Origin of the sequence: Streptomyces sp. NPDC049879 (assembly GCF_044461265.1) — a bacterium.
Lineage (GTDB): Bacteria > Actinomycetota > Actinomycetes > Streptomycetales > Streptomycetaceae > Streptomyces.
The window spans coordinates 428685-455523 of record NZ_JBITKT010000001.1; the positions used below are offsets into that span (position 1 = coordinate 428685).

Here is a 26839-nt window from a genome sequence, read left to right on the forward strand (position 1 = left end):
GTCAGAGGGTCACCGAGACGGTCAGGCCGCGTAGTTCGTAGCCGCCGATGGCGTCCAGCGGCCGGACCGTGGGCGGCGACGTCATGCGGATGCCCGGGAGCGCCAGCAGGCGCGTCAGGAACACGTCCGTCTCCAGGATCGCTATCGGCGCCCCCGGGCACTTGTGCGCGCCGTCGCCGAAGGAGAGGGCGTACGGTTCGGCGCCGTGCGCCAGGGGGCGCGCCGGGCACAGCCCGGTGGGGGCGTCGCCGACCGCGCGCGGGTCGGTGTTGGCGTGATCGACGTGCACCTCGACCACCGCGTCCGCCGGAACGGTCGCCCCCGGCAGCGCGACGGGCGCGGTCGTGCGGCGGCGCAGCAGGTTCACCACCGGTTCGAGGCGCAGGATCTCGTGCAGGACCGCCAGCCGTTCCGGCTCGTCGGCGGCGCGGTAGCGGGCGCGCAGCGCGTCGTCCGAGAAGAGGTGCCAGGCCGCCGCGTTGACGAACTCGCGCGTCGTGATCATCCCGGCCGCCGCGAACGTCAGGCACTCGCCCAGGATCTCGGCGGTCGTCCTGCCCTGGCCGACGAGGTGCGTGATCAGGTCGTCCGCGCCCGCGCGGCGCCGCGCGCGGACGGCGGGGCGGACGTCGGACACGTAGATCCGCAGCCAGTTGACGCCCTGCCGGACCGTCCAGTAGAGGCCGCGCGGCGTCGTCAGCCCCGGCGTGCCGAACCGTTCGGGGAAGAAGCTCTCCAGCCTGCGGCGGATGCCGGGCCTGCTGTGGGTGAGGCCGATGACGGCGCAGGTGACGCCGATGGACAGGTGGAAGGCCAGCTCGGAGAGGTCGGCGCTGCCGGACGCGCGGAGCTTCGCGAGCTGTGCGTCGGCGACGCGGCCGGCGACGTCGCGGTACTGCCCGTTCACCCGGCGGGGCGTGAAGTAGCGGGCGGTCTGGCGGCGTTGCTCGCGGTGCTCGGGCCCGTCGCGGTAGAGGACGGGGCGGCGTACGCGCTTCGGCAGCATCTCCACCGTCTCGACGCCGAGGCCCGCCTGCACCGTGTCGCCGCTGCGCAGCAGGGCGCGGGCCTCGGGGAGGCCGCGTACGTGCCACACGCCGTCGGGCCCCCGCGTGACCGGGCAGCCGTCCCAGTCCTCCGGCCGCCGTGTCATGCGCCTGTCGTCGTCCACACCAACTCCCTCGGCCCGCACGGTCGGTGGAACGACGGTCACACGCCCGGGGTCACGGCCGCAAGGAGGCGGAGCGGCGCGCGATCGACGCGAGGGTCAGCGCCGTACCCGTCAGCGGGCTGCCCGCGGGGTGGACCACGCGCAGGTCGCGCGTCAGGTCGATCCCGATGACGGGGACGCCGACGAGCGTGCCCGACGCCAGCTCGGCCGCCACCGCGAGCGAACTGAGGACAGCGGGCGCCACGCCCTCGGCGACGGCGGCCTTGATGGCGGTCGTGGAGGACAGTTCGAGCAGCGGCTCCTCCAGCGGCGCCGACGTGCCGCGCCGCAGGGCCCGTTCGAGATAACGCCGGGTGCCCGAGCCGCGCTCGCGGCTGACCAGCGGCGTCCCCGCCAGCTCCGCCGCCGTGATCCCCGACCGGCGGCGCGCCCAGCGGTGCCCCGGCGCGACGATGACGGTCAGCGTGTCCCGGCCGACCGTGGCGGCCGTCAGCCCGGCCGGGACGTCGGGGCCCTCCACGAAGCCCAGGCGGGCCGTCCCGGCGAGGACGGCGGCGGCGACGTCGTCCGAGTTGCCCGTCGTCAGCGCGACCGACGTGCCCTCGGCGGCCGGGCGCAGCGCGGCGAGCCAGTGGGGGAGGAGGTACTCGGCGACGGTCAGGCTCGCCGCCACCGGGACGCGGCTCTCGCGCGAGCGGCGCAGCGACGTGATGCCGACGTCAAGCGCCGCCGCCGCGCCCACCGCCGTACGCGCCCAGTCCGCGACCAGCGCGCCGTCCGGCGTGAGGCGCGAGCCGCGCGCCGACCGGTCGAGCAGCGCGATGCCGAGGCCGCGTTCGAGACCGCTCAGGCGGGCGCTCGCGGTCGGCTGCGTGATCGCGTGCGCGCGGGCGGCGGCCCCGATACTGCCCAGCTCGGCGACGGAGAGCAGCAGGTCGAAGGCGGACAGATCGGACACTCGGTGCGGCAGGGGCATAGGCCCAGTCTATGGACGCATCGGCGATCGGTCCCTGCCGGAGCGGGCCCCGCGGCGCCAGGCTGGGACCATGCACCACCGCACGCCCCCGCACGCCCCCCACCCGCCGCGTGACCTGGCGCCCCACATCGCGCCCAACTGGTACGCCTCCGTCATGGGCACCGGCATCGTCGCCACCGCCGCCGTGACCCTGCCCGTTCACCTCCCGGGGCTGCGGGCCGCCGCCACCGCCGTGTGGGCACTGGCGACCGCGCTGCTCGTCGCGATCACGGCCGTGGCCGCCGTCCACGGGCGGCGCCGTACGCGCCCGCACGCCGACCACCCCGTGATGGCCCACTTCTGGGGCGCGCCCCCCATGGCCCTGATGACCGTCGGGGCCGGGACGCTCACGCTCGGCGCCGACTGGATCGGCGAACGCGCGGCCCTCGCCGCCGCCACCGTCCTGTGGTGCGCGGGAACGGCCCTCGGCCTCCTCGTCGCCGTCTGGATACCGCTGCGCGCCATGACGCGGCAGGCCGCCGAACCGGACGCGCCCGACGCCGTGTTCGGCGGCCGGCTGATGCCCGTCGTGCCGCCCATGGTGTCCGCCGCCACCGGCGCGGCCCTCGTGCCGCACGCGCCGGAGGGCCAGATCAGGCTGACGCTGCTCCTCGGCTGCTACGCGCTGGTCGGCGTCAGCCTGCTCGCGGCGCTGCTCGTCATGGCGCAGATATGGGACCGCCTCACGCGGTACGGCCCCGGGCCCGCCGGGATGGTCCCCACCCTGTGGATCGTCCTCGGGCCGCTCGGCCAGTCCGTGACCGCCGTGAACGCGCTGGGGAACGCCGCCCGCGACGTGCTGCCGCGGCCGTACGCCGCCGGTGCCGAGGCGTTCGGGCTGCTGTACGGGCTGCCGGTGTGGGGCTTCGCGATGCTGTGGCTCGCGCTCGCGGCGGCCGTCACGGCGCGGACGGCGGGCGCGACGCGCGGCGGGCTGCCGTTCTCCCTCACCTGGTGGAGCTTCACCTTCCCGCTCGGCACGTGCGTCACCGGCACCAGCGCGCTCGCCGCGCGCACCGGGGCGACGGCGCTTGAGGCGGTGGCCGTCGTGCTGTACGCCGGGCTGGTGTGCGCGTGGGCGACGGTGGCGACCCGGACCGTACGGGCCGCCGCGCGCGGCACGCTCTTCCCCGCGCCGCCGCCGCCGGTGCGGGCGGGCGGACGCGTCCGGGCGGACGGCCCCCTGGGGCCGGTCGCGCCCGCCACGGCGCGGAACTGAGCGCGCGGGCTGTGGTGTTCCCCGATCGTGAAGCTCTAGGGAACACCTGCGGCCGGTTGTCAGGTCATCGGCTGGTTGTCCAGCTGCGGGATCAGCGGCCGCACCGCGAACTCCAGGGCCAGGTGGTCGAGGTCCATGTCCTCGGGGGTCTCGCCGCGTCCGTCGCGTACCGCGTCGTAGTCGTTCCAGCCGACAAGGCCCACATTCGTCCGCGCCTCGGAGTAGTCCATGCTCCCCCGCTGGTCGGCGCGGACATCCTCCGGGTACGTCGTGCCCGCGGTGACGAAGGCGGCGGCGCCTGAGCTGTCCTCCCACTTCTGGTCGAACAGCCGCTGGGTGAAATTCTCGTCGGCCAGCATCCCGGCCGCGGAGTCCGGGTTCTTCGCGGCCAGTTCCAGCAGCCGGTTGGCGCCCGGGTTCTGCACGCCGCCGCGGTACTCCTCGTGCTGGGTGTACAACTCCTGGGTGTACAGGGCGGACTCGGTCATCCGCTCCGCCATCTGCTCACCGGGCAGAATGTCCGACCTGGCGAGGAACTGCGTCATGGCGTCGTAGTCCTCCAGGTACTCGGGGCCGTCGTCGGCTCCTGGGTCCCGGCGGATGTCGTCCTCGCCGTACGTGCGCGGGTTGAGCAGGCCGACCTCGTTCGGGGCGTCGACGAAGTCGCGTCTCGACTCGTGGCGTGCGGGGTCGTTGAGGACCATGACGGCGTCCGCGAGGACGTCGGCCGAGGTGCGTTCGGTGCCGGAGACGGAGCCCCAGCCCGGCATGCCCGGGTAGAGGGAGGAGGTGTCGACGGCGTGCTCCGAGATGTCCACCAGCTTGCCCTCGTCCAGCCTGTTGAGGAACACGCTGAGGTAATGCGACTCCCCCCAGGTGAGTTTGCGCCCGTCCTCGGTCGCCGCGATGAGCCCCTCGACCACGGCGAGGTGCGGGCGGATCGCGTCCTCGTCACCCGGCTCGGCGGCGTTGATCGCGTCGACCGCGTAGTCGAGCATCGCCTCGCTGGTCCACAGTCCCAGCGGGCTGCCGGCGATGTCGTAGCCCAGCTCGATGAGTTCCTGGCCGAGCCCGGTGAGGTCGTGGCGGTAGGCGGCGAGCAGCTCCACCGCGTCGTGGGCGGCGCCGTCCGCTTCCACGCGGACGTGCTCGATCCCCTCGTTCTTGAGGTGTTTCGCGAAGGAGGCGGCGGGCGCCGAGTCGGAAACCTCCTTCGACCACTCCAGGAAGAAGTGCCCGTACGACAACCGCGAGCCGGTGGGTGTCCTCTCGACGAGCGACCGCCAGTCGGCCCACGTCTCCTCGGCGTAGGCCAGCTCGCTCTCGAACACCGAGTCCAGGGCATCGACCCGGACGGTCAGGCCGTCGGCCGTCTCCAGTGCGCGGTCCCGGGACAGGAAGACGAGCCGGCTGACCTGCTCCATCTGCGCGCCGTCGTCCTGGAGGCCGCCGGAGGTGGAGGCGACGCGCTCGTCCCCGTCCACGAGCGACTCCCCGTCCGCCTGGCCCGCCTCGGTGGCCTTCCCGGTCGCGGCGCGTCCCAGGCCGCCCGCCTCGGCCGCCTCGCCGCTCGCCCGCCGGAAGGAGGTCGCCTGCAGCTCCATGTCGGCGGTGTCGATCTCGGCGAGGAAGTCCTTGCGTGTTTGCCAGGGCGACTCGACGAGGTTGCCGAGTTTCTCCTCGACATCCGCGCGGGTGAAGGACGCCTGGGACATGGGTCAACTCCTCGTACTCGTCCGCACTCCAGCCGCCGCGGAGGCGCGGACGCGCGCCGCGGACCGGCCGTCTCGCGATGTCAGGCAGCAAGGGCCGCCCGGTGAAGGGATGTTGGCAAGCTTGTCGGAAAGGTGGGATGCTCCGCCGTCCGCGCCGGTGTGCGCGTGGCGGGTGTTTCCCGATCGCGAAGGATCGGGAAACACCTGCGGCCCGTTCAGGCGGGCGGCAGCGGCACCTGGTAGGTCGGCAGCAGCGGCTGGACCGCCGCCTCCAGGTCGGTGTGGTCGAGAGGCATGTCCTCGGGCGTCTCGCCGCGTCCGGCGCGCACCGCGTCGTAGTCGGTCCTGCCGACGTCGATCACGTTCGACCGCGCCTTGTCGTAGTCGGACTCGTCGCGCTGGTCGGTGGCGAAGCCTTCGGGGTAGGTGGTGCCCGCCGTGACGAAGGCGGCGGCGCCCGAGCTGTTCTCCCACTTCTGGTCGAACAGCCGATCCGAGAACTCCCCGTCGGCCAGCATCCCGGCGGCGGTGTCCGGGTTCCTCGCGGCCAGCTCCAGCATCCGGTTGGCCCCCGGGTTCGCCACGCCGCCCCGGTACTCCTCGTGCTGGGTGTACAACTCCTGCGTGTACAGGGCCGAGTCGGCCATCCGCTCCGCCATCAGGTCGCCCGGCGGGATGTCCGACCTGGCGAGGAACTGCGTCATGGCGTCATAGGACTTCATGTACTCGGGGCCGTCGTCGGCGCCCGGGTCCATGCGGACGTCGTCCACCCCGTGCGTGCGCGGGTAGATCAGGTGGACACCGCCCGGCGCCTCGATGAAGTCCCGCTTCCACTCGTGGAAGTCGGGATTGTTGAGGACCATGACCGCGTCCGCGAGGACGTCCGCCGAGGTGCGTTCCGTCCCGGAGACGGAGCCCCAGCCCGGCATGCCGGGGTAGATCGAGGAGGTGTCGGTGGCGTGCTCCGAGATGGCCAGCAGCTGGCCGTCGTCGATCCGGTGGAGGAACGTGCCCAGGAATTCGGCCTCGTCCCTGGTGAGTTCCCGCCCGCCCTCGGCCGCCGCGATGAGCGCCTCGACCGCGGTGAGGTGCGGGCGGATCGCGTCCTCGTCGCCCGGCTTGGCGTTGTTGATCGCGTCGACGGCGTAGTCGAGCATCTCGCCGCTGGTCCACAGGCTCAGCTCGCTGCCGGAGAAGTCGTAGCCCATGCCGATCAGTTCATGCCCGTAGCCGGTGAGGGTCTTCCGGTAGTGGGCGAGCGTGTCCTTCATCTCCTTGGCGGCGCTCCGCGCGGCCACGGCGACATGCTCGATCCCGTCCTCCTTGAGCCGCACCGCGAGGGCGAGCGGCGGCCCGAAGTCGGGCGCGTACAGCTCGACGACGAGGTCGCCGTACTGGACGCGCAGGCCGGTGCCCGGTTCGTAGCCGTTGAGCTCGGTGGCGTACTTCTCCCGCCAGTTGGCCCAGTTCTCCTCGGCGTTGGCCAGTGTGCTGTCGAACAGCGGGTCGAGAGCCTCTGTGAACCGTTCGCCGGTCGGCCCCTCGACCAGGGCGTCGAGCTTCTCGGCCGTCTCCTGCGCGAGGGCTATCGACTTCTCGACGACGTCGGAGGCCGTCTCCATGTCCTCGCCGTCGCTCTGGAGGCCGCGGAAGCTGGAGGCGACGCGTTCGTCCGCGTCCACGAGCGCCCCCCCGTCCGCCTGGCCGGCGTCGGTGGACTTCTTGGTCGCGGCGCGGCCCAGGCTGCCCGCCTCGGCCGCCTCGCCGCTCGCCCGCCGGAAGGAGGTCGCCTGCAGCTCCATGTCGGCGGTGTCGATCTCGGCGAGGAAGTTCGTCCGCGTTTGCCATGGTGACTCGGTGAGGATGCCGAGCTTCCCCTCGACATCGGTCTTCCTGAACGTCACCTCGGACATGGGTCAACTCCTCGTGCTCGTCCGCACCCCGGTTGCCGTGAGAGTCCGGGGCGCGCCGCAGACCGGCCGTCTCGCGATGTTAGACAGCGGAAGCCGCCGGGCCAAGGGATCTTCACAAGCTTGCCGATAACTTGAGATTACGCCGCCGCCCGCGCCGGTCCGCGCCCCGGCGGAACGGGCGTTACCGCCGCATGCGCACCGGTATGGGGGCCATTGGCGATTCCCGATCGCGAAGGCTCGGCAAAGCCCTCCCGGCTCGCCGTCAGGGCGCCGCGACGGCGCGCCTGCCGGGGACACGTCCGCGCCCGGGACGTGTCAGGGGCGGCGCCGGGTGCGGCGTACCAGGCGGGGGAGCAGCGCGGCGGGCGATCTGCCGCGTGCCGCCGACAGCCACACGCCCGCGCCGTACGCCAGGTCGTCGAGCCGCCGGGCGATGGCGAAACGCGGCAGGTCGAGCCGCGCGTTGTCCTTGCGGTACTCGAAGGCGATGTCCGTCAGCGCCGCGACGGCCGCCGCCCGCCGTACCCGCGACGAGACGGCGCAGCCCGCCGCCGTCAGCGGCCACCAGTGCCGCGTCAGCAGGTTGCCCGCCTGCGACAGCGCGCTGACGGTGCCGTTCGCGGTGAGCCAGGCGGCGAGGCGCACGGGGTGCTCGGCGCGGTCCAGCTTGCGCGCGATCCGCAGCGTCGTCCCCGCGTAGACGGCGGTCGCCGCCGGGACGGACCAGCGGCGCTGCGCCAGCAGCGCGACGACCAGGGCCGTGCTCCACGGCGCGAGGATCGCCGGGGCGATGTACTCCGGGTGCCGCACCGCCAGCGGATGCGCGCCCGTCCCGTACACCGCCTTGCGCGTGAACCAGTCGCCGAACCGCGTCCGGTGCTCGTGCCACGCCACGACGGACGGCTCGTACCGGATGCGCAGCCCGCGCTCCAGCACCCGCCAGCCGAGGTCCACGTCCTCGCCGACGCGCATCGCGGCGTCGAAGCCGTCGCCCAGCGCGTCCACGCGCGCGACGACGCAGGCCGTCGACGCCCACGCGACGGGCGTGCCCGGCCTGACCGCCGCCGGGTCGCCGCCCAGGTCGAGCGACGAGCGGGTGTCCTCGTACCGGCCGAGCCAGCCCTCGGCGCCCCCGGTGCGCAGCCCGGCGATCCGGGGCACGGCCATCGCCACGCGGGGGTCGGCGAAGTGCCGCAGCAGCGCCGGGACGGTCTCCTCCGGCAGCACGATGTCCGAGTCCGCGAAGACGACGAACGGCGTCTCCACCAGCCGCAGTCCGGCGTTGCGCGCGCCGCCTGGACCGACGTTGACCGCCAGCGGGACGAGGCGCGCGCCGTGCTTCGCGGCGACGTCGGCGATGTCGGAGGGGCGCAGCGACGCGTCGTCCACCACGACCACCGGATGCCCGATGCCGATGCTCGCGAGCAGCCGGTCCAGCTCCTCGGGGCGGTCGCGGACGGGGATCACGTACGTCCAGCGCGCGTCCTCGCCTGGCGGCGGCAGTTCGGCGAGCACGGGGTTGGCCATGCCCGTCTCCAGCAGCCGGTCCGCCAGGACGGCGCTCGCCCGGCCCGTGACGCGGACGGTGCGGCCGGTCAGCAGCGGCCTGGCGCGCGGGGTGAGGCTGAGCAGCCGGGTGGGGAAGCCGCCGAGGAGCGCCTTGCCGCCGTCCACGACGCGGACCCTGCGGTCGAGCGTGACGGCGAAGCCGACGGGGAGCGTCATGCCGGCCCGCCCTCCGGCTCCACCAGGCGCCCGTGCGGGCTGACCGCCCCGCCCGCGACGCGGCGGGCGATCGTCTCCACCAACTGGTCCATGATCCGTGCTCCTTCGTCGGCCGACGCCCCCGCCGGGTCGCCCAGCACCCCCGAGGGGGAGACGGCCAGGACACCACGGGTCGTCAGGTCCGGCATGATCTCGGCGATCGGCCGCGTGTCGCCCGCCACGGCGTCCGCCGCGCGCACCTCGCCGGGCGCCAGGTGCAGCATCAGCGACGTCTCGGTGCGGCCCGCGTGCGCGTCGCCGCCCGGGACGGCGCACAGCGTCCACGCCACGTCGTGCCCCTCGTCGCGCAGCACGGGCACGGTGGCGGCGAGCGTCGCGACGTTGCCGCCGTGCCCGTTGACGAAGACGACGCGGTCCGCCCACAGCGCGAGCGACCTGACCGTCTCCGTCAGCACCGCGCGCAGCGCCTCGTGGCCCACCGACACCGTGCCCGGGAAACCGGCGTGCTCGCCGCTCGCGCCGTACGCGATCGCCGGGGCGACCAGCGGCGGCGCGGGCGCGGCGAGCGCCGGGTGCGCCGCGACCCGGCGGGTCACGGCGCGCGCCACGACGGTGTCGGTGGTCAGCGGCAGGTGCGGCCCGTGCTGCTCGATCGAGCCGACCGGCACGAGGACCAGCGCGGCGCGCGGCACGGCGGGCCACACCGCGCGCGCCAGTTCGGGCACGGTCCCCTCCCCGTGGTCGGTCATCCGCGTCAGGCGACCGGCTTGGCGGAGGCGACGGACGCGCCGCCGAGGGTGCGGGCGAAGCCGTCCGGGATCACCAGGTCGCCGGGCGACAGCTCGTGCGCCGACCGGTGGCCGAGGCCGAGGACCGCCGAGTCCAGGCCGCCGCGCAGGATGTCCAGGACGTTCTCCACGCCCGCCTGCCCGTTCGCGGCGAGGCCCCACAGGTACGCGCGGCCGACCATCACCGCGCGGGCGCCCAGCGCCAGCGCCTTCGCGACGTCGCCGCCGCGCCGGACGCCGCCGTCGAGCAGCACCTCGATCTGGTCGCCCACGGCCTCGGCGATCGACGGGAGGACGCGGATGGTCGCCGGGGTGGTGTCCAGGTTGTTGCCGCCGTGGTTGGACACGGAGATGCCGGTCACGCCCGCGTCCACCGCGCGCTTCGCGTCGTCCACCCGCGTCACGCCCTTCAGCAGGAACGGGCCGCCCCACTGCTCGCGCAGCCACTCGACGTCCTCCCAGGTGGGAGGGGGCGTCTGCATCCACTCGAAGTAGGCGCCGAAGAACGTGGGCGCCGCGCCGCCGGGCGGCTGGAGGTTGGGGGCGGTCAGGTCCGGGATGCGGCCGGTCTTGCCGAACGTCCACAGCCAGCGCGGGTGCGGCAGCACGTTCGGCGCGAACTTGAGCATGGTCTTCAGGTCGATCTTCTCCGGGATGGACGGGCTGCCCCAGTCCCGCCCGTTGGAGAACGACCAGTCCAGCGTCGCGATCAGGGCCTTCGCCCCGGCGGCCCTGGCGCGTTCCATCCGCTGGAGCATCGCGTCGCGCGTGCCCGTCCAGTACATCTGGAAGAACACGTTGTCGTTGACGGCCGCGACCTCCTCGACCGGCTTGCTCGCGAACGAGCTGAGGCCCATGATCACGCCCCGGTTCGCGGCGGCGCGGGACACGGCGACCTCGCCGTCCGGGTGCACGGCCTGCACGCCGGTGGGGGAGATCAGCACCGGCATCGACGTCTCGACGCCGAGGACGGTCGTCGACAGGTCGCGCTCGGCGTGGTGCCCGACGACCCGGGGGGCGAAGCCGAGTTCGCCGAACGCGCGCGTGTTGTCGTCGATCGTCCTGCCGCGCTCGGAGCCGGCGACCAGCGCGCCGTACACACTGCTCGGCAGCCGCTTCTTGGCGCGGCGCTGCGCTTCGAGGACGGTCTCGAACCATGGATTCTGGAACATTTCTCTTTCACCTCTGCGGGGGTATCGGTCAAGTCCGGAAGATGTCGCTCAGCGCCGGAGCGATGTCGTGGTGCGTGCGGACGGTGTGGAACGTGCCGCGCCCGGCGCGGGCCAGCTCGGCGCCCAGCTGCTCGTCCTTCTCGCCGCTCGCGTCCAGCAGCACGTCCAGCCGGGGCAGGCGCGCCGCGAACGGGCGGGGATCGGGGCCCGCGTTGTGCACGCAGTCCGACAACAGCAGGACGCGCGCGCCGCGTTCGGGCACCGCCGCGAGCTGCTGCGCGGCCAGGCGCAGCGGGAACGCCACGTTGGTCAGGCCCTGGGCGGGGATGCGCAGCATCGTGTCCAGCAGCTCGGACGGCCTGATCTCGTCGCCGAGACCGAGCAGCAGCGCCGCGTCCGACCAGAACGCGACGACGGCGAGCGCGTCCCGTTCCAGCTCGGCGGCCAGCGCGCCCACGGTCGCGGCGGCCCCGCGGACCCGTTCGCCCTTCATCGAGCCCGACAGGTCCACGGCCAGGACGACCGAACGGGGCGCGCGGGCCCGTTCGCGCACGAAGATGTCGCGGTCCTCGGGGAACGGGTGCTCCGCCAGGCTCTCCAGGGTGCGGTCCAGGTCGATGTCGTCGCTGCCGCCGCGGTAGGGGAGGGTCAACGGGCGGCCGCCTGGGCGGCGTTCGGACGTGGCGCGCTGCGGGCGCGGCAGCGCGAGGCGGGCGGCGATGGCGCGGGCGCGCGCCCGTACCTCCGGCTCGACCGCCGCCGTCGCCTCGGCGGGCAGCAGCCTGCCCTCCTCGTCCGTGAACCCGGCGGGGGCACCGGCCGGGAGCGTGCGGCGGGACGCGGCGGCGGCGCCGCGCGGCCGGGCGCGCAGCAGCGTGCCTCCCGCGCCCGCCACCGTCTCGAACACCGTGGGCTCCTCGTCAAGTCGTTTGGGGGTACGGCGCAGCGGCCGTCGTGCCTGCTGTGTCGTCGCGGACGTCCGGCGCACCGGCGTGTCGGCGGCGACGGCTCTTCATCCCGGCTGCGCGGCGGCCGGGTTGAGGATGAAGCGGTCCTCCCAGATCTGCCGCAGGACGCGCTCCGGCGTCGTCTCGGCGGCCTCGTCCAGGCGGACGCGGCCGGAGAGCGCCACGGTCATCGCGTCGTAGAACGTCTCCGGGTACCGCTCGTCGTCCGGGCCCGACAGGCCGCGCAGGGCGGCCAGTTGGTGGACGACGAGGGCCAGGTCGATCGCGCCGCGCACGCTGCTGCCCTGCCGTACGTCCGGGTGCGTGCGCGTGGCGCGGGTGACGGCGACGGCGTCCGGCGTGGCGCGGCGTGCCAGGTCGTCGGCGAGGCCCGAGCGCAGGGCGACGATGCCCTCCTCGGCGGCGGCGTCCTGGTAGTCCACGACGACGCGGTTGAGCCGGTCGGAGACGCTGGTGGACAGCCGGGTGGTGCCGACGTTGTCGTACGGGTTCATCGACGCGACGACGCGGAACGACGGGCGCGCCGTGATCAGGCCGACGCGCGGCACCTCCACGGCGCGGTCGGCCATGGCGGTCAGCAGCGCGTTGAGGGTGTCCTCGGGGGCGCGGTTGAACTCCTCCATATAGAGGAAGCCGCCCGCGCGCATCGCCTCCACGAGGGGGCCGGCCACGAAGTTGTCCGCCGAGTAGTCCTCGCGCAGGACGCGCGCCGGGTTGTGGTGGCCGACGAGCTTGGCGGGCGTCAGGTCGGCGTTGCCCTCCACGAACAGCAGGGGGATGCCCCACTCCTCGGTGATGGCCTTCAGCATGGTCGTCTTGCTGGTGCCAGGGGGGCCTTCGAGGACGAGGTCGCGGCCCGCCGCCACGGCCGCGAGCGCGAGTTCCAGCTCGCGCCCGCGGCCGACGAGGCGCGCGGCGATCCGCTGCCGGGCCGCCCCGACGCCCGGCCCGCCGGCCGAGGTGTCCCGCTGCCGCCCGGGTGTGCTCATCGTCGTGGTCCTTGTCGATTCGGTGGATTCGGTGGATTCGGTGGATACGGTGGGTTGAACGCCTACTTGCTGAGCTGTCCCGCGTCCACCGGCAGGGTCACGCCGGTGACGAAACGGGCCTCGTCCGACGCCAGCCACAGCACGGCGTTGGAGATGTCGACCGGCTCGACCCAGGGGATGTCGAGCAGCGTCAGCGCGCCGAAGCGGGCCGCGAGCGCCTCGTTCGTCCGCTCCTCGGCCGGGAGGTCGGGCGCGAACAGCTCGAACGTCGCCTCGTTCACGATCATGTCGGTGCGGACGCTGGTGGGATGCACCGAGTTCACGCGGATGCGGTCCTGGCCGAGTTCGAGCGCCAGCGTCCGCATCAGGCCGACCACGCCGTGCTTCGCGGCGCTGTAGTGCCCCACGTTCTGCGAGGCGCCGAGCCCGGCGGTGGAGCTGGTGAGGACGACCGAGCCGCCCCCGCCGCCCGCCCGCAGATGCGGGACCGCCGCCTTGACCGACCGCCAGACGCCGGTGAGGTTGATGTCGATCATGTCGGTGAACGTCGTGTCGTCCATCGTCTCCAGCGGGCCGTAGCTGACGATGCCCGCGTTGGCCACGACGATGTCGAGGCGGCCGAGCTGCGCGACGCCGTCGTCCACGGCCTGCTTGATCTGCGCGAAGTCCCGCACGTCCGCCTGCGTGGCGACGATCCTGCGGTCCAGCGCCTCGACCTGCCGCACCGTCTCGGCCAGGTCGTCGGGCGTCGCCATCGGGTAGGGCACCGAGCCGACCTGCGCCGCTATGTCCACGGCGATGATGTCGGCGCCCTCCTGCGCGAGCCGTATCGCGTGGCTGCGGCCCTGGCCGCGCGCCGCGCCGGTGATGAACGCTACTTTTCCTTCCACACGCCCCATTGCGTGGTCCTCCTGTTCCTCAGTACTCGCACGTCACTTGAGAAGGTTTCCGGCGTCCACCGGAAGCGGGACGCCGGTGATGTAGCGCGCCTCGTCCGAGGCGAGGAACAGGACGGCGTTCGAGATGTCCACCGACTCCACCCACGGGATCGGCAGCGCCAGCAGCGACTGCGACGCGGCGGCGAAGTCGTCCTTCGTCGGGTTCTCCAGGTCCGGGCGGAACAGCCGGTACGTCGCCTCGTTCTGGATCATGTCGGTGTCCACCTGCGTCGGGTGGACGCTGTTGACGCGGATGTTGTGCCGCCCCAGCTCCAGCGTCAGGTTCCGCATCAGACCGAGGACGCCGTGCTTCGCCGCGACGTAGTGCCCGACGTTCTCGTAGCCGCGCAGGCCCGCCTCGGAGCTGGTGAGGATGATCGAACCGCCCTCGCCGTGCGCCTTGAGGTGCGGGATCGCCGCCGTGACGGTCTTCCAGACGCCGCTGAGGTTGACGTCGATCATCGTCGACCACTCCTCCTCGGACAGCTCCTCGGAGATCGCGGGCCGCGTGGAGATCCCCGCGTTGGCCACGACGATGTCGAGGCGGCCGAGCTGCGCGACGCCGTCGGCGACGACCTCCTTCAGCCGGGCGAGGTCGCGGACGTCCGCCTGCGCGGCGACGATCCTGCGGTCCAGCGCCTCGACCGCGCGGACGGTCTCCGCGAGGTCGTCGGCCGTCGGACCCTCGTACGGGGTGCCGGGGACCGTCTCGCACAGGTCCACGGCGATGATGTCGGCGCCCTCCTGGGCGAGCCGTATCGCGTGGCTGCGGCCCTGGCCGCGGGCCGCGCCGGTGATGAACGCTACTTTTCCTGCCACACGCCCCATTGCATGTGCCTTTCTCGTCAAGTCCGGCTATCAGTCGGTATCGAGGGATATTTCTCCGGGCCGCGGATGCGCCGGGCCCGCGCCCCGCCGCTGTGCACGGCGGCGAGGCGCGGCTCCCGTACGGACCGCGGGGGCCGGGGGTCAGTCCGGCGTGAACCCGGCCAGCGGGCTCTCCGCGCACGCGCTCACCGGCGGCCGGTCCAGGTCCCGGCGGCGCGTGAGGGTCACCGGCACCGGGCCCGTCCGCCGTCCGGCGGCCGGGGCGGTGCGGTGCGAGTGGTCCTGCGACGGCCGGGGCACCCCGGACCTGTCGCCGGTGCGCGCGGCGAGCAGCTGTTCGCCGTACCCCTGGACGCACTCCGGGTCGGGGCCGTCGAGCGGCAGCCCCGTGAAGAACTTCGCCGCCATGCAGCCGCCCTTGCAGGTGTCGTAGAACGAGCACGACGCGCAGGCCCCGCCCGACTGCGGCTCCCGCAGCCGCCGGAACAGGTCCGAGCCGCCCCACACCCCGGCGAACCCGCCGGGCTCCCTGACGTTCCCCGCGAGGAACTCGTCGTGGATGGCGAACGGGCAGGCGTACACGTCGCCCACCGGGTCGATCAGGCACACGACGCGGCCCGCGCCGCACAGGTTCAGCCCCGGCAGCGCCTCGCCGTACGCCGACAGGTGGAAGAACGAGTCACCCGTCAGCACGCTGTCGCCGTGCGCGCGCAGCCACTCGTACAGCTCCCGCTGCTGCTCGGGCAGCGGGTGCAGCTCGTCCCACACGTCCGCGCCGCGTCCCGAGGGGCGCAGGCGGGTGAGGCGCAGCTGCGCGCCGTAGCGGTCGGCGATGGCCTTGAACGCGTCCATCTGCGGGATGTTGTGCCGGGTGCAGACGACCGACAGCTTGAAGTTCCTCATCCCGGCGTCGCGCAGGTTCGCCATCGCGCGGATCGCGGTGTCGTACGAACCGGCGCCGCGCACATGGTCGTTGACGTCGGCGGTGGCGCCGTCCAGGGAGATCTGCACGTCCAGGTAGTCGTTGGACGCGAGCCTGGCGGCGACCTCGGGGGTGATGCGCACCCCGTTGGTCGAGAACTTGACGCCGACGTGGTGGGCGGTGGCGTAGTCCACCAGCTCCCAGAAGTCGGGGCGGACGGTCGGCTCGCCGCCGCCGATGTTGACGTAGAAGACCTGCATCCGCTCCAGCTCGTCGATGACGGCCTTCGCCTCCGCCGTGGACAGCTCGCGGGGGTCGCGCCGCCCCGAGCTGGACAGGCAGTGGGCGCAGGAGAGGTTGCAGGCGTAGGTGAGTTCCCAGGTCAGGCAGATGGGCGCGTCGAGGCCGTACTCGAACAGGTCCACCAGCCGGGTGGTGCCCGGCGCCGTGGTCACGGGGGCGGTCATGCGGGCGTCCTTTCCACAACCATCGACGACGCGGCGAGCGTCGCGAGGGCGCGGCCGTACCGGGGCAGCTCGGCCTCCGGGATACCGGCGGCCGCGCAGGCGGCGCGCGCGGTGGGCGCGCCGGCCAGGCCCTGGACCACGGCCAGGAGGCCGCGGTCCTTGAGGAACGAGAGCTTGCGCGTGCCGAAGTGGTACAGCAGCGCGCCGAAGGGTTCCGGCCGCACCGAGACCTGCGGGTGCAGGTCCCAGGCGCGGTCGATGTCCAGCGGGCTCACGCGGCGGCTCAGTAGACGCCGCACATGCCGTCGATCGAGACCTCTTCGACGAGCTCGTCGGCCTCGATCAGCGCTTCGGCGGCGGGGGCGTCCTGGTCGATGGTCGCGACCGCGCCGGACTGCTCGGACTGCTCGGACTGCTCGGACTGCTGGGCGATGGACTCGTTCATACCATGCTCCTTGAGAGGCGTGAGGACGCCTGCCGCACGGTCCGCGGCGGGCGCCCGGCCTGATAATCGCAACAGTAATGGCACCCGGTGTCAAATGGAAGAAGGAACCCCCCGTGACCTCATCGGCCGACGTCCCGCAGCCCGCGCCACGCGCCGGGAGGCAGCCCGCGACGTCGGTGGCCGAGATCGGCCATGTCGCGCTCCAGCTCTTCGTGCGCAACGGCTTCGCCGCCACCACCGTGGACGACATAGCCACCGCGTGCGGCATAGGGCGGCGCACGTTCTTCCGGTACTTCCCGTCGAAGAACGACGTGCCCTGGGGCGACTTCGACGCCCTCGTGGAGCGGATGCGCGAGCACCTCGCGGCCACGCCGCCGGACGTCCCGCTGCTCGACGCGCTGCGCGCCGCCGTGATCAGGTTCAACGAGTTCCCGCCCGAGGAGGTCGAGTACCACCGGCGGCGCATGGAGCTGCTGCTCAGCGTGCCGACGCTCGTCGCCCACTCCACGCTGCGGTACGCGGCGTGGCGCCAGGTGATCGCGGAGTACGCGGCGCGCCGCCTCGGCGAGCCGGAGGACGCGCTGCGGCCCCAGGTGATCGCCTGGACGTTCCTCGCCGCGTCGCTGTCGGCGTACGAGGAGTGGCTGCGCCGGGAGGACGCCGACCTGCCGGACCTGTTCACCTCGGCCTTCTCCGTGCTGGACGAGACGTTCCGCGGCGCGGGCGGCGGCCGGTGAGCGCCGGGGACGGGCCGCCGCCCGACGTGCTGGTCGTCGGCGCGGGCGGCGCCGGGGCACCGCTGGCCGCGCGGCTGAGCGAGGACCCGGGCCGGCGCGTCCTGCTCGTCGAGGCCGGGGCCGCCCCCCGGCACCCGTCCGACTTCGCGCCCGAGCTGCTCGACGCACGCCTCGTCCCCGGCGCGCGCCCCGGCCACCCCGGCAGCGTCCCCTACCCGGCCCACCTGACGCCCGAACGGCCGTACACCGTCGTCCGGGGACGATTCCTCGGCGGCTCGACCACCGTCAACGGCGGGTACTTCCTCCGCGCCCGGCGCGCCGACTTCGACCGCTGGGCGGCGGCCGCCGGGCCCGCCTGGTCCTGGGACCGCGTCCTGCCGCTGCTGCGCCGCCTGGAGACCGACCTCGACTTCGGCGCGACGGCCGTCCACGGCGGCGCGGGGCCCGTACGCGTCCGGCGCCCCCGGCTCGACCACCCGGCGGCCGAGGCGTTCCGCGCGGCGGCGGCCGAGCTGGGCCACCCGGAGGAGCCGGACAAGAACGACCAGGGCCCGCCCGGCTTCGGGCCCGTGCCCTCCAACGCGGTGGACGGCGTCCGGATCAACACCGCGCTCGCCTACCTGCTCGGCGCCCCGCCCCGGCCGAACCTGACCGTGCTCGGCGGCGCCACCGTGCTGCGCGTCCTGGTCGCCGGCGGGCACGCCACCGGCGTCGAGATCGCGCGCGGCGACCACCGGGAGATCCTGCGCGCGGGCGAAGTCGTCCTGTGCGCGGGGGCGTTCGCCACGCCGCAGCTCCTCCAGCTGTCCGGCATCGGGCCGCGCGCCGAGCTGGAACGGCACGGCATCCCGGTCGTGCTCGACGCCCCGGGGGTGGGCGCGCGCTTCAGCGACCACCCGCAGATCGTCGTCGAGTGGACCCCGGCGCGCCGCATGCCGCCGCCGGGCGACAACTGGCTCGCGGGCGCGCTGCACCTGACGTCGGACGGGGGCGGGGCGGGCGGGGACGTGGAGATCCTCCAGTCGCTCGTCCCGATGGCCGGTCTCGTGGCGGGGGAGTACGACCTGCCGGGCGCGCCGCTGCCGTTCCTGGTCTCCGTGCAGACGCCGGTCGCGCGCGGCTCGCTGCGCCTCGCGTCGGCGGACCCGGCCGTCACACCGCGCGTCGACTACGGCTACCTGGCGACGGACGGCGACCGGCGGCGCCTGCGGGAGGCGGTCAGGGCGGCGGCCGGGCTGATCCGGACGCGCGCGTTCCGCTCCCTCGCCGCCGGGCCGCCGGGGCACGGGCCCGACGCGCTGCGCGGCGTGCTGGACGACGACCGCGCGCTGGACGCGTGGGTGCGGGAGCGGCTCGGGACCTCGGTCCACGCCTGCGGCACCGTCCCGATGGGTCCGGCGGACGACCCGGGCGCGGTGGTGGACCAGTACGGGCGCGTACGCGGCGTGCGGGGGCTGCGCGTCGCGGACACGTCGATCCTGCCCACGGCGCCGCTGCGCGGCCCGGCGGCGACTGCCGTGCTGATCGGCGAGGTCGTCGCGCAGGCGATGCGCGGCGGCCCCGGCGCGTGAATCCGCGCCGGGGCCGCCGTCACACGCCGTCCGGCCGGCTCAGAAGTACTGCGCGCCGCCGTCGATGCTGATGTGCTCCGAGGTGATGTACGCCGACTCGTCCGAGGCGAGGAACGCGACGGTCGCCGCGATCTCCTCGGGCTCGGCCGACCACTTGGGGAGGAACGGCGTGCCCATCTGGTTCAGCGGCGGGTTGGTGCGGCCCGCCGCCTCCAGCTCGGACTGCATCGACCCGGAGCCCATCGGGGTGTTGACCCCGCCCGGGTGCACGCTGTTCACCCGGATCTTGTACTTGCCCAGCTCGGCGGCGAACGCCCTGGTCATGCCGGTCACGGCGTGCTTGCTCGCGGTGTAGTGCACCATGAACGGCTGCACCTTCTTGCCCGCGTAGCTGCTGGTCAGGATGATCGAGCCGCCGCCGCCGTCCACGAGGTGCTGGACGCCCGCCATGACGGTGTTCCACACGCCGACGACGTTGATGTCCATGGTGTCCTGGAAGACCTCGGGCGTCGTCTGGTCCCAGGTGGCCGGGACGCAGATACCCGCGTTCGCCACGATGACGTCGAGCCGTCCCAGCTCGGCCACCGCGCCGTCCACGACGGACCGCATCGACGCCAGGTCGCGGACGTCGGCCCGTTCGGCGACGATCCGGCGGTCCTGGGCCTCGACCAGGCGGACGGTCTCCTCCAGGTCCGCGGGGGTGGGCGAGTCGTAGGGCACGTGCGGCAGCGGCCCCGCGATGTCGATCGCGACGATGTCGGCGCCCTCGCTCGCGAGGCGCACGGCGTGCGCCCGGCCCTGGCCGCGTGCGGCTCCCGTGATGAAGGCGACCTTGCCGGTCAGTCTCCCTGCCATGGTGGTTCCTCTTTCCGTGCTGTGGTGCCGTGGTGCTGTTTTCCTCCGTGCTGTCGCGGGGCGCGCGCGTCCCGCAGCCACCGGCGGAGCGGTCTCCTCCGGAAACACGCGCAGCCTACGCTCACCATCGAACACAGGAGCCACACAGTTCCCACCAGACTCGGACGCGACCCGGACGGCCCCGTGCCGGTCGCCCGGCCGCGCCGCGGGGGGTAGCCCGGTCGGCGTACGGGGTGCGGCGGCGGGTGCGCGGACGCGGGCGTGCGTCAACTGACGTGTGGAGAAGGCCAGTTCAGGAGGTGTGCCGGGCGCCGCGCCGAACCCGCCCGCGCCCGCCGCCCGTTGCCCCCGCGCCGTGCGCGTGCGCGGGCGCCGTGGGCCGGAGGGCGGGCTTCCGGTCCGGGGTGCCAACTCCCGCCCAGGGCGGTGGATATCGGGCGAACGGAGCTACGATACGGACGTTCCCCCAGCGGGCCGGGCCCACCGGGCACCGACGCCCTCCACGAGAGCGGACCGTACCCATGGCGACACCGACCGACCACGCCGAACCGGACACGACACAGGGGCGCCCGCTGCGTGCCGACGCGCGCCGCAACCGCGCGCACATCCTCGACACCGCGCGCGACGCGTTCGCCACCGAGGGGCTGTCCGTTCCCGTGCAGGAGATCGCGCGCCGCGCGGGCGTGGGGACCGGCACGGTCAGCCGCCACTTCCCCACCAAGGAGGCGCTGTTCGTCGCCGTCCTCAGCGACCGCTTCGCGCGCTACGTCGAGCGCGCCCGCGCCCTCGCGGACTCGGCGGAGCCGGGTGAGGCGTTCCTGGCGTACTTCACCTTCCTCGTGCGGGAGGGCGCGGTCGACCGCGGCCTCGCCGACGCGCTGAAGGGCGCGGGCTTCGACTGCGCGTCCATCACCGCCGACCCCGACCGCGACGTGCTGGGATGGCTGTACGAACTCCTGCTGCGGGCACAGGAGTCGGGCGCGGTGCGGCCCGGCATCGACATGGCCGACATCAACGCCATGCTGGTCGGCTGCCTCTCCCGCCCCGACGACGGCGACGGGCGGAGCCGCGTGATCGGGATCGTGACGGCGGGCCTGCGCGCCGCCGGGTGACCCCCGAGGTGAATCGGCCGATTCACCTCGCAGCCCGCCGGGCGCGTCAGAGGGCGAGCAGCGGCAGGACGACGTCGTCCACGACCTGCTCCAGATAGCCGTCCGGCACGTCCGGCCCCTCGGTGACGAAGCGCAGCACGAGCATCGCCGGTCCCACCGCCGCCGTCCGCGCGTTGTCCGCGCCGGGGCGGAACCTGCCCGCCGCCACGCCCGCCCTGACGAGGTCGCGCACGCGCGCCTGGGCGGGGACGACCACGCGGTCATGGACGAGCGTCACGGCATGCGCGCCGGCCCCCCTCCCGGCGGCGCGGAACGCCGCGTCCCGCGACAGCGCGAACCCGTCCGCGACCGCGCGCAGCAGGAGCAGGAGGTCGGCGCGCGTGTCGCCGGTGAGGGGCAGCTCGGCGGGGGCGGGCAGGGCGCTGGCGAGCGCGTCCTCGACGAGGGCGTCCTTGTTGTCCCAGCGCCGGTAGAGCGCGGCCTTGCCCGTCCGCGCGGCGGCGGCGACGCCCTCCATGGTCAGGCCGGTGTAGCCGTGTTCGCGCAGCTGGCCGAGCGCGGCGCCGAGGATGGCCGTCCGCAGATCGTCGCCGCGCCGCCGCGTGCCCGCCCGGGGCGCCGCCGCACCGGCGGGCGCGTTCAGGGAACCCCCGCCTCGCACGTCCTGGCCTCGCATGTCCTGAGACCTCCTTGCACGGGCGGCGCACCGCGTGGAACAGTGAACGGCGCCGTTCCTTACGGCCGCACCCGCCCGGCCATCATGCCGCGCGGTGAGATCCCCCGTCCACGACGGGCGCGTCCCGCGCGCGGACACGGATGCCCAGTGAAGGGACCGGTGACATGCGCTCTGTTCCGCTCGGCGGGTCCGGGATCGAGTCCTCCGCGATCGGACTCGGCTGCCTGGGCATGAGCGACCACTACGGCCCGGTGGACGACGCCGGGTCGCTGCGCACGCTGGAGCGCGCCGCCGACCTCGGCGTCACCCTGTGGGACACCGCCGACGTCTACGGGGTGGGGGCCAACGAGCGGCTGCTCGGGCGGTGGTTCGCGGGCGGACGGCGCGACGAGATCGTGCTGGCCACCAAGTTCGGCGGCCAGCTGGACGAGAACGGGCACATGACCCTGGAGGTCAGGGGCGACGCCGCCTACGTCCCCCGCGCCGCCGAGGCCAGCCTGCGGCGGCTCGGCACCGACCGCATCGACCTCTACTTCCTCCACATCCCCGATCCCGCCGTGGACATCGCCGAGACCGTCGGCGCGATGGCGGAACTGGTCGCCGCGGGCACGGTCCGCGCGCTCGGCCTGTCCAACGTCTCCGCCGCCCAGATACGCGCCGCCGCCGGGATCCACCCGATCGCCGCCGTGCAGATGGAGTGGTCCCTCTTCGACCGGGGCATCGAGGAGTCCGTGGTCCCCGCGTGCGCCGAGGCGGGCGCCGCGGTGGTGCCGTACTCCCCGCTCGGCCGCGGCCTGCTGACCGGCGCGTACACGACGTCGCGCGGCCTCGACGACTCCGACGTACGCCACGCCATACCGCGCTTCGACGAGGAGAACGCGGTGCGCAACGCCCCGCTCGTCGCGGCCGTCGCGGACATCGGCGCCGCCCATGGCGCCACCCCCGCGCAGGTGGCGCTCGCCTGGCTCCTGCGGCAGGGCGAACGGTTCGGCGTGCCCGTCGTCCCGATCCCCGGCTCGCGGCGCGCGGCCCGCCTGGAGGAGAACGCGGGCGCGTCCGGCCTGCGGCTGACCGACGCCGACCTGGCCGCGCTCGAACCGCTCGCCGGGCAGGTCGCCGGGGCCAACCGCCCGCCGCTGCCCCCGGAGATCGCCGAACGGTTCGGCCTCGGCTGAGCCGCGCCGCCCGGCCGCCTTCCCCCGGCACGTGACCCACCGCCGGGACGCCCGTCCCGGCCTTACGCAATCGGGACGTAATTTCCTTGCGCCGCTTGCGGGTTGATGGGTCCCCTTGTCAAGACGGCGTGCAAGCGCCAGTTCACGCGATGGGGCGCGCTTGCGTACCGCCCGCCGCGTCGCGGACACCCGTACCCCGCACCCGTTTTCCCCCGTGCGCGAACGGTGGACAGCCCCGCAGTTGACTGCAACTCTCTGACGGAAATCTGCAAAATCATGTACATGATCACGCACAAAGAGGAAGCACAGGCAGAACCACGGGGACCACCCGTCACCAGGAGCCGCGACCCCCCGCGCGTCCGCGCCGGGGCCGGAGATTGGGAACCGCATGAGAGGCCAACGATCCAGAGCGCGCGCGCTGACCGCCGCCCTGGTCGCGATGTTCATGGTGCTGACCGGCATGTCGGTCGGCGCCATGACCGCCGCCGCAGCGAACATCGGCGTGGGCAAGACCGCCACCGCCAGCAGCTCCAACAACCCCTACAACGCGCCCAACATCTCGGACGGCAACCAGGCCACCTACTGGGAGAGCGCGGGCGCCGCCTACCCGCAGTGGGCCCAGGTCGACCTCGGCGCCACCAACCGCGTCGCCGAGGTCCGGCTCAAGCTCCCCACCCACTGGGAACGCCGCACCCAGACCCTCTCGGTCCTGGGCAGCCTCACCGGCTCCGGCTACACCACCCTCGCCGCCTCGGCCACCCACGTCTTCGACCCCGCCGACGGCAACACGGTGACGATCCCGCTGCACGACGTGCAGACGCGCTACGTCCGCGTCGAGATCACCAACAACACCGGCTGGGGCGCCGCCCAGCTCTCCGAACTGGAGGTCCACTCCTCCGAGGAGTCCGGCGACAACCTGGCCACCGCCGCCACCTTCGCCGCCAGCAGCAGCTCCCAGGGCAACGCCCCCGGCGCCGCCAAGGACGGCGACCGCGCCACCTTCTGGCAGAGCGCCGGCGGCTTCCCGCAGTGGCTGCGCGCCGACCTCGGCTCGTCCCGCTCCGTCAACCGCGTCGTCCTGCGCGTGCCCACCACGTGGAGCGCCCGCACCCAGACGCTGAAGATCCAGGCCAGTGACAACGGCACCACGTTCACCGACCTGACCGCCGAGCAGGGCCAGCGCTTCGACAACGCGAGCGGCGGCAACTCCGTCACCCTCGCGTTCGACAGCACGACCACGCGCTACATCCGCGTCCTCGTCAGCGCCAACACCGGCTACAACGGCGCCCAGATCGGCGAACTGGAGATCTACGGCTCCCAGTCCGGCGACACCCAGGCCCCGACCGCCCCGGGCAACCTCGCGCTGACCGAGCCCTCGCCGGGACAGATCCGCCTGACCTGGTCCGCCTCCACCGACAACACGGGCGTCGCGGGCTACGACGTCTACGTCAACGACACGCTGCGCTCCCGCGTCGCCGGGAACGCCACCTCCTACACCGACACCCAGCCGACCGGCACCACGCTGACGTACTACGTCCGCGCGCGCGACGCCGCGGGCAACCAGTCGCCGAACAGCGCCAGCGTCACCCGCCGCGCGGGCGGCTCGGGCGACGCGCGCGAACTGGCCCAGGGCAAGCCGATCACCGCGTCCTCGTACGTCCACACCTTCATCGCCACGAACGCCAACGACGGCAACGTCAACACCTACTGGGAGGGCGGCTCCGGCGCCTGGCCCGGCACCCTGACCGTCCAGCTCGGCCCCGCCGCCGACCTGACGTCGCTGACCGTCCGCCTCAACCCCGGCAACGAGTGGGGCCCGCGCACGCAGCGCTTCGCCGTCCTCGGCCGCGCCACGGCGAACGGCTCCTTCACCACGCTCGTCCCCGCCGCCGACTACGCCTTCTCCCCGGCGACCGGCAACTCCGTCACCGTCCCCGTCAGCGGACGCGCCACGGACGTGCGCCTGTCGTTCGCCTCCAACACCGGCGCCCCCGCCGGGCAGGTCGCCGAGCTGCTCGTCCACGGCGAGCCCGCCCCGGCGCCCGACCTCGACGTCTCGGCCATCACCGCCGACCCCGCGACCCCGCTGGAGTCGGACGACGTCGAACTGACCGCCACCGTGCGGAACACCGGCCCGGTCGCCTCCCCGGCGACGCAGGTCACGTTCCTCGTGGACGACGAGGAGGCGGCCACCGCCACCGTCCCCGCCGTCGCGGCGGGTGCCACGGTGAACGTCAGCGCGAGCGTCGGCGAACTCACCGAGGGCTCGCACACGTTGGCCGCCGAGGTCGACCCGGAGAACGCCGTCTCGGAGCAGAACGAGGCCAACAACACCTTCGAACGGCCCGCGCCGCTCGTCGTCGAGCCGGTGCCCAGCTCCGACCTCGTCGTCACGGCCCTCACCTCCGACCCCTCGACGCCCAGCGCCGGGGACCAGGTCACGTTCAGCGCGCGCCTGGAGAACCGCGGCACCCTCGCCTCGGCGGGCGGCGCGCACCCGGTCACGCTGACGCTGGTCAACTCGGACGGCCAGACCGTCCGCACGCAGACCGGCACGTTCACCGGGGCCCTCGCGCCCGGGGCGACGTCGGCCGTCATCAGCCTCGGCAACTGGACGGCCGCCAACGGCAGTTACACGCTGTCCGCCGCGGTCGCCGCCGACGCCAACGAGATCCCGGTCAAGCGCCAGAACAACACGACCAGCCGCGCCATCGCGGTCGGCCGCGGCGCGCACATGCCGTACACCACCTACGAGGCCGAGGACGGCAGGACCGGCGGCGGCGCGACCGTCATCGGCCCCAGCCGCGACGTCGGCCACCTCGCGGGCGAGGCCTCGGGCCGCCGCGCCGTCACCCTCGACGCGACCGGCGAGTACGTCGAGTTCACCACCCGCGGCGCGACCAACACGCTGGTGACCCGCTTCTCCATCCCGGACGCGGCGGGCGGCGGCGGCATCAACAGCACGATCAACGTCTACGTGAACGGCCAGTTCCGCCAGGCCCTCCCCCTCACCTCGCGCTACGCCTGGCTGTACGGCAACGAGGCGAGCCCCGGCAACTCCCCCTCGGCGGGCGGCCCGCGCCACATCTACGACGAGGCGAACCTGCTGTTCGACCAGACCATCCCGGCCGGCAGCACCATCCGCCTCCAGAAGGACGCGGCCAACACCTCCCAGTACACGTTCGACTTCATCGACACGGAGCAGGTCTCCGTCCTCCCCAACCCCGACCCGGCCCGCTACGTGACCCCCGCCGGATTCGGCCACCAGGACGTGCAGAACGCCCTGGACCGCGTCCGGATGGACACCACGGGCACCCTGACCGGCGTCTACCTGCCGCCGGGCGACTACCAGACGTCCAGCAAGTTCCAGGTCTACGGCAAGCCGGTCCAGGTCGTGGGCGCCGGTGTCTGGTACACCCGCTTCCACGCGCCCTCCGGGCAGTCCAACACCGACATCGGCTTCCGGGCCGAACAGCAGGCGGCGGGCTCGCGGTTCGCGCACTTCGCCTACTTCGGCAACTACGACTCCCGCATCGACGGTCCCGGCAAGGTCTTCGACTTCTCCAACGTCGCGGACATCGAGATCGACGACATCTGGAACGAGCACATGGTCTGCCTCTATTGGGGCGCCAACACCGACCGCATCACCATCAGCAACTCCCGTATCCGCAACATGTTCGCCGACGGCGTCAACATGACCAACGGCAGCACGCACAACCACGTCACCAACAACGACGCGCGCGCCACCGGTGACGACAGCTTCGCGCTCTTCTCGGCGATCGACGCGGGCGGCGCCGACGAGCACAGCAACGTGTACGAGAACCTCACGTCCACGCTGACCTGGCGCGCGGCCGGCATCGCCGTCTACGGCGGCTACGACAACGTGTTCCGCAACATCCGCGTCGCCGACACCCTGGTCTACTCGGGCATCACCATCAGCTCGCTGGACTTCGGCTACCCGATGAACGGCTTCGGCACCACCCCGACCCGCTTCGAGAACATCACCATCGAACGGGCGGGCGGCCACTTCTGGGGCGACCAGGTCTTCCCCGGCATCTGGCTGTTCTCGGCGTCGAAGGTCTTCCAGGGCATCAGGATCAGCGACGTCGACATCATCGACCCCACGTACGTCGGCATCATGTTCCAGACCAACTATGTGGGCGGCCAGCCGCAGAACCCGGTGACGGACACGGTCCTCACGGACGTCACCATCACCGGCGCCCGGCGCAGCGGCGATCGCTGGGACCACAAGTCGGGCATCGGGGTCTGGGCGAACGAGATGCCGGAGCCCGGCCAGGGCCCGGCGGTCGGCTCGGCCACGTTCAACAACCTGACGCTGAGCGGGAACGCGGAGAACTTCCGCAACACCACCAGCACCTTCCGCTTCATCGTCAACGACTAGCGCCACCGGCACGACCCGAACCACCCGCGCCACCCA

General features: G+C 73.5%; 22 protein-coding genes. 6 read left to right on the top strand and 16 right to left on the bottom strand.

Annotation, left to right across the window (positions count from 1 at the left end; genetic code table 11):
- Window position 1: 1 nt before the first annotated feature.
- Window positions 2–1171: a cytochrome P450 gene (locus tag ACIBPC_RS01980; protein WP_398840615.1), complete on the bottom strand. Its 1170-nt coding sequence runs from the start codon at window positions 1169–1171 to the stop codon at window positions 2–4.
- Between the two features lie 52 nt (window positions 1172–1223).
- On the bottom strand, window positions 1224–2147 hold the full coding sequence (locus ACIBPC_RS01985; RefSeq protein WP_362955247.1) for a LysR family transcriptional regulator: 924 nt from the start codon (window positions 2145–2147) through the stop codon (window positions 1224–1226).
- 70 nt (window positions 2148–2217) lie between these two features.
- Between ACIBPC_RS01985 and ACIBPC_RS01990 the strand changes: the two genes are divergently transcribed.
- Window positions 2218–3405, top strand: coding sequence for a TDT family transporter (locus ACIBPC_RS01990; RefSeq protein WP_398840617.1), 1188 nt, complete (start codon window positions 2218–2220; stop codon window positions 3403–3405).
- A 59-nt stretch (window positions 3406–3464) separates the two neighbouring features.
- On the opposite strand, the gene ACIBPC_RS01995 is transcribed toward ACIBPC_RS01990, so the two are convergent.
- The 12 genes from ACIBPC_RS01995 to mftA all read right to left on the bottom strand — a co-directional run bounded on the left by ACIBPC_RS01995 (window position 3465) and on the right by mftA (window position 16275).
- Window positions 3465–5120, bottom strand: coding sequence for a hypothetical protein (locus tag ACIBPC_RS01995; protein WP_398840619.1), 1656 nt, complete (start codon window positions 5118–5120; stop codon window positions 3465–3467).
- A gap of 215 nt (window positions 5121–5335) precedes the next feature.
- A complete protein-coding gene (locus ACIBPC_RS02000) occupies window positions 5336–7033 on the bottom strand; it encodes a hypothetical protein (protein ID WP_398840621.1) in 1698 nt (565 codons plus the stop codon).
- Window positions 7034–7348: 315 nt separating this feature from the next.
- Window positions 7349–8758: a mycofactocin biosynthesis glycosyltransferase MftF gene (gene mftF, locus ACIBPC_RS02005; RefSeq protein WP_398840623.1), complete on the bottom strand. Its 1410-nt coding sequence runs from the start codon at window positions 8756–8758 to the stop codon at window positions 7349–7351.
- The gene (mftE, locus tag ACIBPC_RS02010) at window positions 8755–9507 is read right to left on the bottom strand and encodes a mycofactocin biosynthesis peptidyl-dipeptidase MftE (RefSeq protein ID WP_398840625.1); all 753 of its coding nucleotides are present in this window, start codon (window positions 9505–9507) and stop codon (window positions 8755–8757) included. The genes mftF and mftE overlap by 4 nt, the downstream gene beginning before the upstream one ends.
- A gap of 5 nt (window positions 9508–9512) precedes the next feature.
- Complete coding sequence (mftD, locus tag ACIBPC_RS02015; RefSeq protein WP_362955265.1) at window positions 9513–10718, bottom strand: pre-mycofactocin synthase MftD; 1206 nt, start codon at window positions 10716–10718, stop codon at window positions 9513–9515.
- A 28-nt stretch (window positions 10719–10746) separates the two neighbouring features.
- Entirely contained in the window at window positions 10747–11625 is an 879-nt protein-coding gene (locus ACIBPC_RS02020) for a VWA domain-containing protein (protein ID WP_398840627.1), read from the bottom strand.
- A 105-nt stretch (window positions 11626–11730) separates the two neighbouring features.
- The gene (locus ACIBPC_RS02025; RefSeq protein WP_398840628.1) at window positions 11731–12675 is read right to left on the bottom strand and encodes an AAA family ATPase; all 945 of its coding nucleotides are present in this window, start codon (window positions 12673–12675) and stop codon (window positions 11731–11733) included.
- A gap of 62 nt (window positions 12676–12737) precedes the next feature.
- Entirely contained in the window at window positions 12738–13574 is an 837-nt protein-coding gene (locus ACIBPC_RS02030) for a mycofactocin-coupled SDR family oxidoreductase (protein ID WP_398840630.1), read from the bottom strand.
- 33 nt (window positions 13575–13607) lie between these two features.
- Window positions 13608–14441, bottom strand: coding sequence for a mycofactocin-coupled SDR family oxidoreductase (locus ACIBPC_RS02035; RefSeq protein WP_362955276.1), 834 nt, complete (start codon window positions 14439–14441; stop codon window positions 13608–13610).
- A gap of 141 nt (window positions 14442–14582) precedes the next feature.
- Window positions 14583–15830, bottom strand: coding sequence for a mycofactocin radical SAM maturase (gene mftC, locus ACIBPC_RS02040; RefSeq protein WP_398840631.1), 1248 nt, complete (start codon window positions 15828–15830; stop codon window positions 14583–14585).
- Window positions 15827–16105 (bottom strand): mycofactocin biosynthesis chaperone MftB, encoded by a 279-nt coding sequence (mftB, locus tag ACIBPC_RS02045; RefSeq protein WP_398840633.1) that lies wholly within the window; start codon window positions 16103–16105, stop codon window positions 15827–15829. Before mftB ends, mftC begins: the two co-directional genes overlap by 4 nt.
- An 8-nt stretch (window positions 16106–16113) precedes the next feature.
- Complete coding sequence (gene mftA / locus ACIBPC_RS02050; protein WP_398840635.1) at window positions 16114–16275, bottom strand: mycofactocin precursor MftA; 162 nt, start codon at window positions 16273–16275, stop codon at window positions 16114–16116.
- Between the two features lie 113 nt (window positions 16276–16388).
- On the opposite strand from mftA, the gene mftR reads away from it, so the two are divergent.
- Window positions 16389–17012 carry a mycofactocin system transcriptional regulator gene (gene mftR / locus ACIBPC_RS02055; RefSeq protein ID WP_398840637.1) on the top strand — a complete coding sequence of 208 codons (624 nt, stop codon included), beginning with the start codon at window positions 16389–16391 and terminating at the stop codon, window positions 17010–17012.
- Window positions 17009–18583, top strand: coding sequence for a mycofactocin system GMC family oxidoreductase MftG (gene mftG / locus ACIBPC_RS02060; protein ID WP_398840639.1), 1575 nt, complete (start codon window positions 17009–17011; stop codon window positions 18581–18583). Before mftR ends, mftG begins: the two co-directional genes overlap by 4 nt.
- Window positions 18584–18622: 39 nt before the next feature.
- On the opposite strand, the gene ACIBPC_RS02065 is transcribed toward mftG, so the two are convergent.
- A complete protein-coding gene (locus tag ACIBPC_RS02065) occupies window positions 18623–19438 on the bottom strand; it encodes a mycofactocin-coupled SDR family oxidoreductase (RefSeq protein ID WP_362955290.1) in 816 nt (271 codons plus the stop codon).
- Window positions 19439–19959: 521 nt separating this feature from the next.
- On the opposite strand from ACIBPC_RS02065, the gene ACIBPC_RS02070 reads away from it, so the two are divergent.
- Window positions 19960–20550: a TetR/AcrR family transcriptional regulator gene (locus ACIBPC_RS02070; RefSeq protein WP_362955293.1), complete on the top strand. Its 591-nt coding sequence runs from the start codon at window positions 19960–19962 to the stop codon at window positions 20548–20550.
- A gap of 46 nt (window positions 20551–20596) precedes the next feature.
- Here the strand turns inward: ACIBPC_RS02070 and ACIBPC_RS02075 are convergent, their stop codons facing one another.
- The gene (locus tag ACIBPC_RS02075) at window positions 20597–21226 is read right to left on the bottom strand and encodes a TetR/AcrR family transcriptional regulator (RefSeq protein WP_398840642.1); all 630 of its coding nucleotides are present in this window, start codon (window positions 21224–21226) and stop codon (window positions 20597–20599) included.
- A 164-nt stretch (window positions 21227–21390) separates the two neighbouring features.
- On the opposite strand from ACIBPC_RS02075, the gene ACIBPC_RS02080 reads away from it, so the two are divergent.
- Window positions 21391–22401 carry an aldo/keto reductase gene (locus ACIBPC_RS02080; RefSeq protein ID WP_398840644.1) on the top strand — a complete coding sequence of 337 codons (1011 nt, stop codon included), beginning with the start codon at window positions 21391–21393 and terminating at the stop codon, window positions 22399–22401.
- Between the two features lie 388 nt (window positions 22402–22789).
- Window positions 22790–26803 carry a discoidin domain-containing protein gene (locus ACIBPC_RS02085; RefSeq protein WP_398840646.1) on the top strand — a complete coding sequence of 1338 codons (4014 nt, stop codon included), beginning with the start codon at window positions 22790–22792 and terminating at the stop codon, window positions 26801–26803.
- The last annotated feature ends 36 nt before the right edge of the window (window positions 26804–26839 follow it).

Bases quoted from the DNA above. Each gene is read 5' to 3' on its own strand.
- ACIBPC_RS01995 (WP_398840619.1), bottom strand. From the start codon at position 5,120: ATGTCCCAGGCGTCCTTCACCCGCGCGGATGTCGAGGAGAAACTCGGC.
- ACIBPC_RS01990 (WP_398840617.1), top strand. From the start codon at position 2,218: ATGCACCACCGCACGCCCCCGCACGCCCCCCACCCGCCGCGTGACCTG.
- ACIBPC_RS02085 (WP_398840646.1), top strand. From the start codon at position 22,790: ATGAGAGGCCAACGATCCAGAGCGCGCGCGCTGACCGCCGCCCTGGTC.
- mftC (WP_398840631.1), bottom strand. From the start codon at position 15,830: ATGACCGCCCCCGTGACCACGGCGCCGGGCACCACCCGGCTGGTGGAC.
- ACIBPC_RS02030 (WP_398840630.1), bottom strand. From the start codon at position 13,574: ATGGGGCGTGTGGAAGGAAAAGTAGCGTTCATCACCGGCGCGGCGCGC.
- mftD (WP_362955265.1), bottom strand. From the start codon at position 10,718: ATGTTCCAGAATCCATGGTTCGAGACCGTCCTCGAAGCGCAGCGCCGC.
- ACIBPC_RS02070 (WP_362955293.1), top strand. From the start codon at position 19,960: ATGGCGACACCGACCGACCACGCCGAACCGGACACGACACAGGGGCGC.
- ACIBPC_RS02025 (WP_398840628.1), bottom strand. From the start codon at position 12,675: ATGAGCACACCCGGGCGGCAGCGGGACACCTCGGCCGGCGGGCCGGGC.
- mftA (WP_398840635.1), bottom strand. From the start codon at position 16,275: ATGAACGAGTCCATCGCCCAGCAGTCCGAGCAGTCCGAGCAGTCCGAG.
- ACIBPC_RS02035 (WP_362955276.1), bottom strand. From the start codon at position 14,441: ATGGGGCGTGTGGCAGGAAAAGTAGCGTTCATCACCGGCGCGGCCCGC.
- mftF (WP_398840623.1), bottom strand. From the start codon at position 8,758: ATGACGCTCCCCGTCGGCTTCGCCGTCACGCTCGACCGCAGGGTCCGC.
- ACIBPC_RS02080 (WP_398840644.1), top strand. From the start codon at position 21,391: ATGCGCTCTGTTCCGCTCGGCGGGTCCGGGATCGAGTCCTCCGCGATC.
- ACIBPC_RS01985 (WP_362955247.1), bottom strand. From the start codon at position 2,147: ATGCCCCTGCCGCACCGAGTGTCCGATCTGTCCGCCTTCGACCTGCTG.
- ACIBPC_RS02065 (WP_362955290.1), bottom strand. From the start codon at position 19,438: ATGGCAGGGAGACTGACCGGCAAGGTCGCCTTCATCACGGGAGCCGCA.
- ACIBPC_RS02075 (WP_398840642.1), bottom strand. From the start codon at position 21,226: ATGCGAGGCCAGGACGTGCGAGGCGGGGGTTCCCTGAACGCGCCCGCC.
- mftE (WP_398840625.1), bottom strand. From the start codon at position 9,507: ATGACCGACCACGGGGAGGGGACCGTGCCCGAACTGGCGCGCGCGGTG.
- ACIBPC_RS02000 (WP_398840621.1), bottom strand. From the start codon at position 7,033: ATGTCCGAGGTGACGTTCAGGAAGACCGATGTCGAGGGGAAGCTCGGC.